At 42.7% G+C, this 13,882-nt stretch carries 13 protein-coding genes; 11 read left to right on the forward strand and 2 right to left on the reverse strand.

Going from position 1 to position 13,882, the window contains the following annotated elements; all coding sequences use genetic code 11:
- Window positions 1-58 precede the first annotated feature (58 nt).
- Window positions 59-1,015, forward strand: coding sequence for a transcription termination factor Rho (rho, locus tag MP3633_RS08895; RefSeq protein ID WP_176335277.1), 957 nt, complete (start codon window positions 59-61; stop codon window positions 1,013-1,015).
- A gap of 94 nt (window positions 1,016-1,109) precedes the next feature.
- Here rho and MP3633_RS08900 read toward each other — a convergent pair whose 3' ends face one another.
- Entirely contained in the window at window positions 1,110-1,535 is a 426-nt protein-coding gene (locus MP3633_RS08900; RefSeq protein WP_176335278.1) for a bactofilin family protein, read from the reverse strand.
- Entirely contained in the window at window positions 1,439-2,386 is a 948-nt protein-coding gene (locus MP3633_RS08905) for a M23 family metallopeptidase (RefSeq protein WP_176335279.1), read from the reverse strand. The genes MP3633_RS08900 and MP3633_RS08905 overlap by 97 nt, the downstream gene beginning before the upstream one ends.
- A 781-nt stretch (window positions 2,387-3,167) precedes the next feature.
- Between MP3633_RS08905 and MP3633_RS08910 the strand changes: the two genes are divergently transcribed.
- The 10 genes from MP3633_RS08910 (at window position 3,168) to purF (ending at window position 13,736) form a co-directional block, all read left to right on the forward strand.
- Window positions 3,168-5,366, forward strand: coding sequence for a motility hub landmark protein FimV (locus MP3633_RS08910; protein WP_176335280.1), 2,199 nt, complete (start codon window positions 3,168-3,170; stop codon window positions 5,364-5,366).
- Window positions 5,359-6,183: a tRNA pseudouridine(38-40) synthase TruA gene (truA, locus tag MP3633_RS08915; RefSeq protein WP_176335281.1), complete on the forward strand. Its 825-nt coding sequence runs from the start codon at window positions 5,359-5,361 to the stop codon at window positions 6,181-6,183. Before MP3633_RS08910 ends, truA begins: the two co-directional genes overlap by 8 nt.
- The gene (locus MP3633_RS08920; RefSeq protein ID WP_176335282.1) at window positions 6,167-6,784 is read left to right on the forward strand and encodes a phosphoribosylanthranilate isomerase; all 618 of its coding nucleotides are present in this window, start codon (window positions 6,167-6,169) and stop codon (window positions 6,782-6,784) included. Before truA ends, MP3633_RS08920 begins: the two co-directional genes overlap by 17 nt.
- Window positions 6,765-7,988, forward strand: coding sequence for a tryptophan synthase subunit beta (trpB, locus tag MP3633_RS08925; protein ID WP_176336773.1), 1,224 nt, complete (start codon window positions 6,765-6,767; stop codon window positions 7,986-7,988). The genes MP3633_RS08920 and trpB overlap by 20 nt, the downstream gene beginning before the upstream one ends.
- Entirely contained in the window at window positions 7,985-8,791 is an 807-nt protein-coding gene (gene trpA / locus MP3633_RS08930; protein WP_176335283.1) for a tryptophan synthase subunit alpha, read from the forward strand. The genes trpB and trpA overlap by 4 nt, the downstream gene beginning before the upstream one ends.
- A 30-nt stretch (window positions 8,792-8,821) precedes the next feature.
- Window positions 8,822-9,688 carry an acetyl-CoA carboxylase, carboxyltransferase subunit beta gene (gene accD / locus MP3633_RS08935; protein ID WP_176335284.1) on the forward strand — a complete coding sequence of 289 codons (867 nt, stop codon included), beginning with the start codon at window positions 8,822-8,824 and terminating at the stop codon, window positions 9,686-9,688.
- A gap of 4 nt (window positions 9,689-9,692) precedes the next feature.
- Entirely contained in the window at window positions 9,693-10,955 is a 1,263-nt protein-coding gene (gene folC / locus MP3633_RS08940; RefSeq protein ID WP_176335285.1) for a bifunctional tetrahydrofolate synthase/dihydrofolate synthase, read from the forward strand.
- The gene (locus tag MP3633_RS08945) at window positions 10,952-11,542 is read left to right on the forward strand and encodes an SPOR domain-containing protein (RefSeq protein ID WP_244959926.1); all 591 of its coding nucleotides are present in this window, start codon (window positions 10,952-10,954) and stop codon (window positions 11,540-11,542) included. The genes folC and MP3633_RS08945 overlap by 4 nt, the downstream gene beginning before the upstream one ends.
- 75 nt (window positions 11,543-11,617) lie before the next feature.
- Window positions 11,618-12,151 carry a CvpA family protein gene (locus MP3633_RS08950; RefSeq protein WP_176335286.1) on the forward strand — a complete coding sequence of 178 codons (534 nt, stop codon included), beginning with the start codon at window positions 11,618-11,620 and terminating at the stop codon, window positions 12,149-12,151.
- Between the two features lie 76 nt (window positions 12,152-12,227).
- Entirely contained in the window at window positions 12,228-13,736 is a 1,509-nt protein-coding gene (gene purF / locus MP3633_RS08955) for an amidophosphoribosyltransferase (protein ID WP_176335287.1), read from the forward strand.
- Window positions 13,737-13,882: the final 146 nt, after the last annotated feature.

The following is a 13,882-nucleotide window of genomic DNA, read 5'->3' on the forward strand; positions in this document are numbered from 1 at the left end:
CCTGATGGCGGAAAAAGATTTTAAAATACTTAATTATCCAAGGCTATAAACCAATATCATGACGAGAAAAATATTAAGTTTGAAGGGAAAGCGATCAACAGACGCTGAATCTGCCAATGGAGAGATCGAGGATCAATTTCCTAATGACCCACAAAAACGTTTTTTAAATGGTGTTGTGATCCATCCGGCTCCGTGTATTCGTTTGGAATCCGGATCTAAGCAGCTTTCGATGCGGGCAATGGATTTGATTTCTCCAATCGGTTTGGGTCAGCGAGGATTGATTGTTGCGCCACCGGGCTCTGGTAAAACGACGACGTTAAAGCATATTTGTCAGGCTGTGGGCGAAGCGTACCCTGAGATAAAGCTGTATGCGTTGCTTATTGATGAACGACCAGAAGAAGTGACCGATTTCAAACGCAGTGTGTCGGCAGAAGTTCATGCTTCCTCTTCCGATGAAAGTTATGCCCAGCATGTACGTGTGGCCGATAAGCTGCTTGATAAGGCCCGTAAAGAAGCGGGTGAAGGGCATGATGTGATGATTGTGATTGATTCACTCACAAGACTGTCACGCGTTTATAATGCAGGGCAAAAAAGCAGCGGTCGAACCATGTCGGGCGGACTCGATACTAGAGCACTAGAAATACCGCGAAAACTGTTTGGTGCGGCCAGAAATATTGAGAACGGTGGATCACTTACGATTCTAGCAACGATACTTGTGGATACTGGAAGCCGGATGGATCAGGTGATTTTTGAGGAGTTCAAAGGCACGGGTAATATGGAAATTGTGTTATCTCGAGACGTTGCGAGTCATCGTATTTTCCCCGCGCTGGATATTGCGAAAAGCAGCACGCGCCGTGAGGAGCTTCTTATTGATTCTAAAGATATTGAAAAGGTAAGGGCGTTGCGACGGTCATTAACGGACCTTCCTCCAGTAGACGGCACTAGAAAGCTGGTTGATTTATTGGAAGAGTTCCCAACGAATGCTGAGCTATTAAAGGCTTTTTCACCCGCCTAGTTTTTAAGTCGCTAATGACTTTAAATATTAACAACGAAAGAATCCGATTTCTTAATGGCTTTTAAGGAATCGGATTCTTTCGTTTGAAGGTAAACTACAGGTCTGGATCATTACTAATTAAAGTAAGGTTATCCGTTAAATCAGGGATTTCTTGCGTCGATGACGTCTTTTCAGATGGGTTGGTTACCCCCATGAACTTACCGCCGGGCTCAATGCTCAAGTTGTCGCTATAAACGGTGCCACTAACACGGCCACAACTTAATATTTCAATGCGTGTGGCATGACAGATACCTTCAAAGTGGCCGTTAATGATCAGGTGCTCAGTCGTAATTTCTCCTAGCACGTTACCAGACTCACTAATTTTTAGTTGATTTACAGCCTCAATTTGCCCTTCAACATGCCCATCAATTTGTAGCTGGTTTGCTACTTTGAGGTGTCCGTTAACTGTGCAGCCTTCTGCGATGAGAGTTGTAGTTGATGACTGACTCTTAATTCTATTTTGTCCACCAAAGATTCCCATCTTATTCCTCTTACATTTTTGAAAATTGTATCAAATTTATCAACGTTCCAATCCAAAAATGGTTTTGGATTTAATGGTCGCCCAATAAACCTCACTTCATAGTGAAGGTGAGGGCCAGACGTTAACCCACTGTTGCCTGAATAGGCAATCAAATCGCCTTTTTTAATAAAATCGCCTTTTTTAACAACGAACTTACTTAAATGAGAATAAGAACTCGAAAACCCATATGAATGCAGTATGCGAAGGAAATTACCAGACCCTTTGTTACTCGGTCGTATTGCTTCTATCGCGCCATCTGCCGGTGCATAAATGGGAGTTCCTGTATTCACTGCAAAATCTTGTCCACGGTGATATTTCATGACGCCCGTAACAGGGTGGATTCGTTTACCATAACCTGAAGACGTTCTTGCATTTTTTACAGGCGGACCGCTTGGTATTTGAGTCAGCATGGCTACTCGTATTGAGGAGTTGATGGTGGCCGTGTCCAAACGAGACTCCAGCTTACCGTCATTGTTATCCATGCCCAAAAGACTTTCTAAATCTCCCAGTCGATCAGAAACCAATTGCATTCGTTCTTCTCGCTCTGATAAATCTTGTTCTAAGCTTATTTTTAGTGCGGTGAGTGAGGTGATTTCTTTGCTTAATGAAGATGATTTATTTTCTAGCTCACGCAGTTTTAGTTTTGAGAATTCCGCGTCGTTAAGCAAATAATAAATGATTCCAGCCGCGAGTAAGATACCAAAAAAAATCATGGCACTGATAAATTTGAATGTATGACGAGTTTTCTTCCCAAAGCTAAAGTGCTTCGTTCCATGAATTGAAGAAACGGATACGGTTATATTATCTTTCATCGCTTTGCTTTTGTTACCACATCATAATTACGTTTTAGTGAGTTAGCATACTATCTACATTTGTGTTTTTTTGTAACTTAAAGTTTAGATCACGAGAAAATTCTACTTTTGGCTGGTGTTGTTTTTCGATGGGTGCCGCTGCTTGCCCCCCTAAATCTTCCTTTAATGGTGATTGATTTTTTAGTGTTGTCTCGCTACCACTTCATCTTAAAAGCCTCTTAGAGCAATGTCTTTTGCGCACATCACCTGAGAAGGATATTGCCGTTTTGTTAGCGTCAGATTGCCAAGGACTGAAGGGGAGTGAAGTTCATCGGCCTGCACCTAGCGATTCTCATTTCAAGTGGAACGGACGCAAAAATACAGTTATAAAAATAAAAAACGTACATTGATAATGTTGTCCGTTATGGCCCTGTAGCTGGTAGGATGGACTAAGCTAGTTGAGTGTGTGCTAGAAGAGGGATTAAATGCTAATTTTATGGCGTTCGTCTTTGAGGTAATTGATTTCGATCATCAATGCAGGTGAGCAATTTATACTTGAAAGGGTATAGCTGAAAGCAGACTTGGCTTTTAGGCGGAATAAAGGTGCGAATTTTTTGCAAGGATTTTAGCTTTAGGATCAATTTTCAAACCTTTAGACGTAAAAAAGCATTGTTTTTCGTTTTTTTTAACCTCTCTTACGTTAAGTGCAAACCATTGATTCTAAAGCTATTGATAAATGCTCACCTGTGTAAGATACTTGTTTAGATATTTGTGTCCATTTTTTGTAGATAAAGGGAAGCTTATGCTCAGAAAAACCCTCGTTAGTATTGCTGTGTCAGGCGCACTATATGTGTCCAGCAGTTACGCATTAGAGCTGGGTGAGTTAACCTCTCAATCAAACTTGGATGAGCCTTATCGCGGAAAAATTGTACTTTCCGATGTAGGGTCATTAACAAACGATGATGTTTTGATTCGTTTAGGCAGTGAGAGCGAGTTTCGTCAAGCCGGGTTCGCTCCGACTCGAGTCTTGTCTCAGCTTAAATTTGATGTCACTCGGGTAGATGGTGATTTAATTGTCGCTGTCTCTTCTGATAAGCCTCTTCAAGTTGACGAACTGCATTTTGTTTTGGCTGCTCGCTGGCCAAGCGGCCAAGTTGTTAGGGAATATCAAGCACCATTAAACCAATCCTCCTTGGTTGAAAAGTCTCAAAATGAAGTGGTGCAATCGGCTGCTGTTTCTTCAACATCAAAAGATTCCGTTTTTCGTCAAGCTACGTTGTCTGCAGAGCGAGTGTCTCCGAAAGGGCGATTGAACGTCGTTAAAGGCAACACGCTTTGGTCTATTGCTGGTCAAAATCGTCCTACGAATCAGCTAACTATTTATCAAACAATGATGGCGATACAGGCACTAAATAAAGACGCTTTCTATTCTGATAATATTAACCTTTTAAAAGAGGGAGCGATTTTGCGTTTACCAACGCAGGAACAAATTGCTCTTTTCAATAAGTCTATTTCGAAAGAAGAGTTTCAGCGTCAGCATGACGCTTGGATGGCTCTAAAAAGATCTAAAGGTCAGTCCTCTATTGAGCAAGCCCAGTTAAATACACAGGCGAAAGCGAAAGCCGCCTCTAATGTTGTTGAAACAGGTGGTGATAAACTTACTTTGGCTTCTGGACAAAGTATTCTGCCTGAAAATGTGGCTAGCTCTAATACCGGTGATGACAAAAACTTGGCATTAAATACCTTGCAAGGTGAACTGTCCGCTTCACAAGAAATGCTGGATAAAGAGAAGCGAGAAAAAGGTGAGCTTTCAGGTAAGTTAAGTGATTTGAATAAACAGTTAGAGACATTAGAAAAGCTTATAAGCTTGAAAGATAAGCAAATGGCAGATTTACAGCAGCAATTTACCAGTGCTCAACAAACTCTTCAAGAGCAAAAGAATACAGTAGATCAGCTTTTAGAAGCGGATCAGATTCGTAGAGAAAAAGAGCAAGCTGAAGCTGATTCTCTTGCTAATAAGATTTTCGGAAATCCAATTGTTGTTTCTATTGGTGCTGTGGTTCTTCTGTTGTTTGGTTTCTTGATCGGTCTGGTTATGCGTCGGGCCGGAAAAAAACAAGAGGAGCAAGAATCGTTAAAAAAGGATGAATTTGACCTCTCATCAGCAGCCGCTGTTGCGCCCGTTGTTGCTGTAGCTGCTGCCCAATACGTTGCCGATGATGAAGTCGAAGAAAAAAATGACTTGCAAGAAGAAGATCCATTTGCGTTTGATTTTGGTACACCAGACGCAGATGATGGCCTTGATGATTTTGGTTCTTTCGACGAGGATATTGCTTCTGTTGATTTACCTGACCGGGCAGCAGATGAAGATGTTGATTTGTCAGAAGATCCTGAGAGTGAGCTTGAAAGCGCTTTAGATGAAGATGATTCTGATGATGTGTTTGCGTCATTTGATGAGGCCGATGATTTGTCTGAACCCGAGTTGGACATTGATGCTGAATATGGCTTAGATGAGTTGGACGCATTTGTTGAGGAAGATATTCCTACAATGACGCCGGATGTGATTGAGGCGGATATTGATTCAGAAGGCGAAATCGAAAGTGAAGAAGAGTCTTTTGTTTCTAGCTTATTGAATGATGTCGATCAGGAAGATACAGACGAAGCTTCTATTTTTAGTGGAACGCCAAACGATTCTTTAGCCAATTCGATAGAAGAAACGTTGGCTGAAGCTCAGCAGGAAGACGACGAAATTGAAGTCCCTGCATTTGGAGAAGCCGAAGCCGCAGCAGATGAAGAAGTTAGCGATGAAGAAGAAGAGTTTGATTTTTTTGATGCGAGTGGTGATGAAGCTGCAACTAAATTAGATTTGGCAAGAGCCTATATGGATATGGGGGATGAAGAGGGTGCAAAAGTGATCCTTGATGATGTCATCGAGTCAGGAAATGAGAAACAAATTGCTGAAGCGCAGAATATGATGGAGCGAATGTTCCCAAGTGACTAAAAAAGTTGTACTAGTTGTTGAATATGATGGCTCTGAGTATAAGGGCTGGCAGGCACAAAAACTTGGCATTCCAAGTGTTCAGGAAAGTTTAGAAAAAGCATTGGCTGTGGTAGCAAATCATCCTGTTCGGGTGGTTTGTGCTGGCCGAACAGACTCCGGTGTCCATGCCAGTGCTCAAGTGGTTCATTTTGAAACCGATGCTGAACGAAATGAACGGGCGTGGACTTTAGGCGTTAATACTTACCTACCTTCTGATATTCGAGTGGTGGCAGCACGTGATGTTGCAGATGATTTTCATGCTCGCTTTAGTGCGTTAAGTCGTCGTTATCGATACGTGATTTACCAATCTTCTATTTGCCCAGCCATATTGTCCAATGGGGTAACATGGTCTTATAGAGCGCTTGATGCGCAGGCAATGAAAGAGGCCGCTAGCGTATTTTTAGGTACTCATGATTTCTCTTCTTTTCGTGCCATTGGCTGTCAGGCCAATACACCAATCCGAACGATTTTAAACTTCGATGTCCAGCAGGTAGGTCAATATATTATTCTTGATGTGAGGGCGAATGCATTTTTGCATCACATGATTCGGAATTTTGCTGGGGTCTTAATGTCGATCGGTGCGGGTGAAAAACCTATCGCTTGGGCGAAAAAAACCTTAGATGCTAAAGACCGTACTAAGGGTGGAATAACAGCACCACCAACTGGTTTGTATTTTGTGGGTGTTGAATATCCGGAGCATTTCAATGTGCCTTTTTGTAAGTTAGGGCCACATTTTTTGCCTTATATAGAAGAGTCAAGTTATGACGTGCCAAGTTAAAATTTGTGGAATAACTAATATAGACGACGCGTTAATGGCGTGTCGCTTTGGTGCAAACGCATTGGGTTTTGTCTTTTATGAAAAAAGCCCTAGATACGTAACGCCAGAAATCGCCAATTCTATAGTTGCGAAGCTTCCACCTTTTGTTACGCCAGTGGCTTTGTTTGTTGATGCGGATGCTTCCGTAATAACTTCTGTTATTGGCGGTAGTTCGCGTTGGATGATTCAGTTTCATGGTGCTGAAACAGAATCTGAGTGTCTTTCTTATCAGCGACCCTATATGAAGGCATTGAGAATAAAAATAGGGGATGATGTGTCGGCGTTGGTAGATCAATACCCAAGCGCCAGTGCAATGCTATTGGATGCTTATAAAGCTGGTATTCCTGGTGGTACGGGTGAAGTGTTTGATTGGTCGTTAATACCAAAGGTGTTGTCTAAGCCGATTGTATTGGCTGGAGGTTTGACGCCAAATAACGTTGAGCAGGCGATAAAGCAAGTTGCTCCTTATGCTGTTGATGTAAGTGGTGGTGTTGAATTGTCTAAAGGCATAAAGAGTGAGCCTAAGGTTCGAGAATTTATTAATGGAGCAAAATGTGGATAGCAATGATATCAATCTAGATTTACCCGATGCCCATGGCCACTTTGGCCCATATGGTGGTGTGTTCGTATCAGAAACGCTCATGTCTGCATTAGACGATCTAACCAAAGTATATGAGCGTTTGTCTAAAGACAGTGAATTTCAAGCGGCTTTTGATTATGACTTGGCGCATTATGTCGGGCGTCCATCGCCGCTTTATTTTGCACAGCGCCTAACAGAAAAAGCTGGCGGGGCAAAAATTTATCTAAAACGTGAAGATTTAAATCATACCGGTGCGCACAAAATAAACAATACGATTGGTCAGGCATTGCTTGCTAAGCATATGGGTAAACCAAATATTATTGCTGAAACAGGCGCTGGTCAGCATGGCGTAGCATCTGCGACTGTAGCGGCTCGTTTAGGATTGAAGTGCAAGGTGTTTATGGGGGCGGAGGATATTCGTCGCCAATCACTGAACGTTTATCGTATGAAGCTACTCGGTGCAGAAGTTATTTCTGTTGAGTCAGGCACTAAGACATTAAAAGACGCACTTAATGAAGCGATGCGTTATTGGGTCGGCAATGTGGATGATACTTTTTATATTATTGGTACCGCCGCAGGCCCGCATCCATACCCTAAATTAGTGCGAGATTTTCAGTCCGTTATTGGTCGTGAAACCAAAGCCCAGTGCCTAGCTCAAGAAGGGCGTTTACCCGATGCGCTTGTTGCTTGTGTCGGTGGTGGTTCAAATGCCATTGGTATGTTTCATCCTTTCATAAAAGATGAAAGCGTTGCTATGTATGGCGTAGAAGCAGGCGGGGACGGAATCGAAACGGGTCGTCACGCGGCGCCTTTATGTGCTGGACGACCAGGTGTATTACACGGTAACCGTACTTATGTAATGGCGGATGATGACGGTCAAATCATCGGCACTCATTCTATTTCAGCTGGTTTGGATTACCCTGGTGTTGGCCCTGAACATGCTTGGCTTAAAGACATTGGCCGTGCTAATTATGTCGCGATCAATGACGATGAGGCAATGGATGGTTTTCGTGATTTAACACGATTAGAAGGTATTATGCCTGCATTAGAGTCGAGTCACGCGGTGGCTTACGGTATGAAGTTAGCTGCGACGATGGAAAAGGATAAGATTGTTGTTATCAATCTTTCAGGTCGTGGTGATAAAGACATTCTTACTGTTGCAGAAATAGATGGGATTGAAGTATGAGTCGCATTAAGCAATGTTTTGAAAATTTAGCAAAATCTGGTAAAAAGGCGCTTATTCCTTATATTACTGCAGGTGATCCGGCGCCTGATCATACGGTTACTATGATGAATGCTTTGGTTGCTGCAGGGGCTGACATTATTGAAATTGGCATGCCTTTTTCAGACCCGATGGCGGATGGTCCAGTCATTCAATTGGCTTGTGAGCGTAGCTTGGCGGCGGGCACCAGTGTTAAAAAAGTATTGCAAATTATTACTGAGTTTAGACGTAACGATAAGCAAACGCCGATTGTTTTAATGGGCTATTTGAATCCAATTGAGTTCTTTGGTTATCAGGCTTTTTCGGATGCGGCAAAAGAAGCGGGCGTTGATGGTATTTTATTAGTCGATCTGACTCCAGAAGAGGCGATAGATGTAGTAGAATGCTTCCGAGACAACGAGATCGACCTTATTTATTTGTTGTCACCAACGACGACATCGGAACGTGCAAAGAAAATTTGTAACTTAGCATCAGGCTATGTTTACTACGTTTCGGTGAAAGGGGTGACGGGATCTGCTGAATTAGATGTCGATAGCGTTAAAAAGCATGTGGATTCTTTGCGTACTATAACCACGTTGCCGATTGGTGTTGGTTTTGGTATTCGTGATGCAAAAACCGCAGCGGCCGTAAGTAAATGTGCTGATGGTGTAATTGTCGGCAGTGTATTAGTAAACGCTATTGCTGAAAATAAAGATCGTCAAAAAGAATATATAGCTGACGCTTTAGGGTCTATTTTAGCGCCAATGCGTAGTGAAATGGACGCGTAAGCGGCAGCAAATGAGAATGTGGAGAATTAAATGAGTAGCTGGTTAGATAAATTTGTACCTTCCATCGTGCGCAGTGAATCAAAGCGCGCTACAACAGGCACTGTGCCTGAAGGTCTTTGGAAAAAGTGTCCAAAATGTGAAAATGTTCTGTACCGTCCGGAGCTAGAAAAAAACTTAGATGTTTGTCCAAAATGTAATCATCATCTTCGTGTTGGTGCTCGTCGTCGTTTGGATATTTTCTTGGACAAAGAAGGGCGTCATGAAATTGGTGCGCATCTTGAACCAGAAGATAAATTAAAATTCAAAGATACAAAGCGTTATAAAGATCGCATTGTTGATGCTCAAAAAAAGACGGGTGAAAAAGACGCTCTAGTCGCAATGCAAGGTGTGCTAAATGGTATGCCAGTGGTTGCTGTTGCGTTTGAATTTGGCTTTTTGGGCGGTTCAATGGGAGCCATTGTTGGTGAGCGTTTTATTCAAGCAGTCAATGTTTGTCTAGAAAAGCGTATTCCACTTATTTGTTTCTCCGCTTCTGGTGGCGCTCGTATGCAAGAGGCGCTTATCTCTTTGATGCAAATGGCTAAAACCAGTGCTGGTTTAGAGCGTATGAAGCAAGAAGGCATCCCATACATTTCTGTCATGACAGATCCTGTTTTTGGTGGTGTTTCTGCCTCTTTAGCGATGCTGGGTGATCTGAACGTTGCAGAGCCGAATGCTTTGATTGGCTTTGCCGGGCCTCGAGTTATTGAGCAAACCGTACGTGAAAAACTGCCAGAAGGTTTCCAACGTAGCGAATTTTTATTAGATAAAGGTGCGCTAGATATGATCATCAAGCGTGATGAAATTCGTGATCGTTTGTATAATATCTTATCTTTGCTCACCCATAAGGTTGCTTAATTAAATGACGCACACGTCATTATCGAGTTGGCTTTCATATATTGAAAGCCAACATCCCTCTGAGATAGAGCTGGGCCTGGAAAGAGGGAGTAAAGTGTTAGCTAGATTAAATTTATCTAGGCCAAAAGTAAAAGTCATAACAGTGGCAGGCACCAATGGCAAAGGTTCCACCTGTGCTATGTTGACCCAATACCTCTGTACACAAAACTATTCTGTTGGTACTTATACATCCCCGCATTTTCTTGATTTTAATGAGCGCATCGCCTTAAACAATACCTCTTGTGATGACGATCTTATTTGTCGTGCATTTGAAGCGATTGAAGCAGCACGAGAAAACATATCATTAACGTATTTTGAGTTTAGTACTCTCGCGGCTCTATGGATTTTTGATCAATCCAAGCTGGACTATTGGGTACTAGAGGTTGGGTTGGGTGGGCGTTTAGATTCAGTCAATATGATTGACACTGATGTGGCGGTGGTAACATCAATTTCCTTGGATCATATCGATTGGCTAGGGGATAACCTTGATGTTATTGCTCGCGAGAAAACAGGCATAGCGAGAAAGGATAAGCTGCTAATCAGTGGTGTGGTTAACCCACCAAGCTCCATCGCGACGACGGCATTGGACGTGGGAGCGCATTTGCGCCAAAAGGGGATTGATTTTAGTTTCACGTCAAATCAAAGTGAGTGGGCGTGGGCTGGTAATGGCGTTCAATTCGATAATTTGCCGATACCATCTTTGCCGCTACAAAATGCTGCGACCGTGATTGCGGTGTTGGTCTTTATGGAGCTTGCCCCTGCCCAAGAAGATTTGGCCACACTTTTTCGTACCGCGCAATTAACGGGGCGCTTTCAGCAGGTTGCTTCTTCTCCTGATATATACATTGATGTGGCGCATAACCCAGAAGCGGCGGTGGAGCTTGCTCGCCGCGTGAGCCATTTTTCGCGTCAACCTGTTGCCGTGTGTGGCATGTTAAAAGACAAAGACATTGATGGTGTGATGACTTATCTTGCGCAGAGTTTTTCTGATTGGTTTTGCGCTGATTTAGCCGGGCCAAGAGGGGCAAGAGCCAATGAGTTGGTTGAGTGTATTATACGATGCTCTCCAAGTATGTCTTCGAAAGTGAAGGCTTTTGATTCTGTGCATGACGCGTTTGACGCCGCTTTGACTAAGGCGAAAGAGGAGCAACGTTCAGTAATTGTTTTTGGCTCTTTTGTCACCGTCTCGAATTATTTGGCGTTTAGTCAATTGAAGAGTGATTTATGATTGATAGAACCATAACATACAGACTTATTGGTGCCGGCATCATGGTGCTGTCCGCTGCGGTAATACTGCCATTAGTTTTAGATGGTGAGCGTCCAGCTGAGCTAGATGTTCAGGTTCAGGTAACGTCACCACCAGCTTTCCCTATTATAGAAATTGCCCCGGTCAAGCCTGCAGACAGTTTACCGATTGAATCAAATAGCACAGATAATAAAGCAGTAGGCGAAATTCGTCTTATTCCTGTTCCACAATCAGCAAAAGATACTGAAAGTATCCGTAACACTGATTCTAAGACACCTGGAGCTGATAATAGCCCCGTAGTAACAGCGTCAGCTAAAAAAGTATTGCCTGAAAAGGTGGCAGATCGTTGGGTGCTTCAAATTGCAACGTTTAAAAGCAAAGACAACGCTATTCGTTTAGTCGATAAGCTTAAAGACTCGGATTACGATGCTTATAGTTTAACGACAAATTCGCTCTATAAAGTATACGTCGGCCCTGAATTTAAGCGGGAAACCTCTGAAAGAATGCGTGAAGAAATTAAGAAAAAGTTTAGCTTAACTGGCATTGTTGTTAAGTATTCAGTGAATTAATACGAGGTTTTTTATCTCAGTATTTGGAAAATGTCAGTCATCTGTTAAACTGCGCAGCGATTTTTAGAGGTATTCATGGAACAAGTAAATTCAATGTCGACGATTGATTGGTTGATTATTGCCGTGGTGATTCTTTCCACACTTTTAAGTTTGAAAAGAGGGTTTGTAAAAGAAGTATTATCGCTTCTTACTTGGGTTATTGCCTTTATTGTATCGATAAAATTCTCTGACCAAATGCAAGCTCTGCTACTTGATCAAGTTCAAAACGATCAGATTCGTTATATTGTTTCTTTTGTTTCTCTGTTTATAGCAACCTTGGTGGTAGGGGCGTTAGTCAGTTTTTTACTAGGCTCACTGATTCAGGTAACAGGCTTGTCGAGCACTGATAGAGTATTAGGCATGCTCTTCGGCTTCGCGCGAGGCAGTTTGATTGTTGTGGCTTTTGTCTCGTTATTGAGCTTGAGCCCTGCTATAGAGAAAACAGAGTTTTGGAAAACATCACAATTGATCCCTCAATTGGGGCAGTTGAATAACTGGACGCGTGATATGTTAGGCAAGAGTTCGGATCTTATGGATTCGACTCTCATTGACCGCGCCCTTGGTAATTAGCTGCTGAACATCGCAGCCAAATAAAGAAAGAACCTTGCGGCGTTTGTCGCAATTCCCCAACACGAGGATCTAGAGCATGTGTGGTATCGTTGGTGTCGTAGGCACGTCTGTGGTTAACCAAGCAATTTTTGATGCGTTAACCGTTCTTCAGCATCGTGGGCAAGATGCTGCAGGTATGGTAACCAGCCATAACGGACGATTATGTTTGCGCAAAGACAATGGTCCGGTGAGTGAGGTATTTCGCACTCGCCATATGAAAAAACTCCAAGGCAATATAGGGATAGGCCATGTTCGCTATCCAACGGCTGGAACATCCAGCTCAGCAGAAGCTCAACCTTTCTATGTTAACTCTCCTTACGGTATTTCTCTTGCACACAATGGCAATTTAACGAATACGACTAAACTGAAGCGTGAGGTGTTTGAATCTGACTTGCGTCATATCAATACTACTTCTGACTCTGAAGTGCTCGTAAACGTATTGGCCCATGAGCTTCATCAAGAAGGAAAATTAATTCCTACGCCAGAAGATATTTTCAATGCGCTTGAGCGTGTTTATAAACGTATTGAAGGTGGTTATGCGGTTGTTACTCTGATCACTGGTTATGGTATTTTGGCGTTCCGTGATCCTGATGGTATTCGTCCATTGATTTACGGCTCTAAGCAAACCGAGGCTGGTCTTGAATACATGGTGGCCTCTGAAAGTGTTGCGCTTGACGCGGCAGGCTTTAAAGTCGAACGTGATATTCAACCCGGAGAAGCTATCTTTTTTGATGTAAACCATAAGGTTCATGTGCGTCAATGTACGCCTAAAAAAGTCGCTCGTCCTTGCTTGTTTGAATACGTTTACTTTGCTCGACCGGACACTGTTATTGATAATATTTCGGTTTATAAAGCGCGAATTAATATGGGCGATCGCCTTGCCGCGAAAATTCAACGTGAGTGGAAAGGCATTGATATTGATGTGGTTATCCCCATTCCCGATACCAGCCGTACGGCTGCTCTGCAAATCGCACAAGCATTGAATATTCCGTTCCGTGAAGGCTTGGTAAAAAATCGCTATATTGGTCGTACCTTTATTATGCCGGGTCAAGAAATTCGCAAAAAATCGGTTCGTCAAAAGTTAAACCCAGTTCCCTATGAGTTTAAAGACAAAACGGTCTTGTTGGTTGACGATTCCATTGTTCGCGGTACAACGAGTAAAGAGATCATCGAAATGGCAAGAGAGGCGGGCGCGAAAAAGGTATATATCGCTTCAGCTGCACCGGAAGTTCGTTATCCAAATGTATATGGCATTGATATGCCAGCGGCGCATGAATTGATTGCCCATAACCGTAATGTTGATGAGATTTGCAAGTTAATTGGCGCAGATAAATTGATCTTTCAAGACCTAGATGATTTGATCGAAGCGTGTATTGATGAAAAACACTCTGACGTTCGAGAATTTGATACGTCTGTTTTTGATGCAACATACATAACCGGCAATATTGATAGTGTCTATTTGGCCAGTATTGAAGGTGCGCGAAATGATTTGAATAAATCTGCTATCGAAGATATGCAGAGTAGCGATATGATGCACCCTATGTAATATTTTCAGTATCTCGTGACGGATTTAACTAAGCCAGGTCTCGCCTGGCTTAGTTGTTTTTGGGAAAGATTTTAAGAATGGCTTTGCGTATGACGGCGCGCTCATTAAATGCCTTAAAATTGGTTGAGTATTTAGAAGCGCATTCT

Source organism: Marinomonas primoryensis, from assembly GCF_013372285.1.
Classification (GTDB): domain Bacteria; phylum Pseudomonadota; class Gammaproteobacteria; order Pseudomonadales; family Marinomonadaceae; genus Marinomonas; species Marinomonas primoryensis.

Excerpts from the sequence above, each read along its gene's own strand:
- rho (WP_176335277.1), top strand. The coding sequence starts at position 59 with ATGACGAGAAAAATATTAAGTTTGAAGGGAAAGCGATCAACAGACGCT.
- MP3633_RS08900 (WP_176335278.1), bottom strand. The coding sequence starts at position 1,535 with ATGGGAATCTTTGGTGGACAAAATAGAATTAAGAGTCAGTCATCAACT.
- MP3633_RS08905 (WP_176335279.1), bottom strand. The coding sequence starts at position 2,386 with ATGAAAGATAATATAACCGTATCCGTTTCTTCAATTCATGGAACGAAG.
- MP3633_RS08910 (WP_176335280.1), top strand. The coding sequence starts at position 3,168 with ATGCTCAGAAAAACCCTCGTTAGTATTGCTGTGTCAGGCGCACTATAT.
- MP3633_RS08920 (WP_176335282.1), top strand. The coding sequence starts at position 6,167 with ATGACGTGCCAAGTTAAAATTTGTGGAATAACTAATATAGACGACGCG.
- trpB (WP_176336773.1), top strand. The coding sequence starts at position 6,765 with ATGGAGCAAAATGTGGATAGCAATGATATCAATCTAGATTTACCCGAT.
- trpA (WP_176335283.1), top strand. The coding sequence starts at position 7,985 with ATGAGTCGCATTAAGCAATGTTTTGAAAATTTAGCAAAATCTGGTAAA.
- accD (WP_176335284.1), top strand. The coding sequence starts at position 8,822 with ATGAGTAGCTGGTTAGATAAATTTGTACCTTCCATCGTGCGCAGTGAA.
- folC (WP_176335285.1), top strand. The coding sequence starts at position 9,693 with ATGACGCACACGTCATTATCGAGTTGGCTTTCATATATTGAAAGCCAA.
- MP3633_RS08945 (WP_244959926.1), top strand. The coding sequence starts at position 10,952 with ATGATTGATAGAACCATAACATACAGACTTATTGGTGCCGGCATCATG.
- MP3633_RS08950 (WP_176335286.1), top strand. The coding sequence starts at position 11,618 with ATGGAACAAGTAAATTCAATGTCGACGATTGATTGGTTGATTATTGCC.
- purF (WP_176335287.1), top strand. The coding sequence starts at position 12,228 with ATGTGTGGTATCGTTGGTGTCGTAGGCACGTCTGTGGTTAACCAAGCA.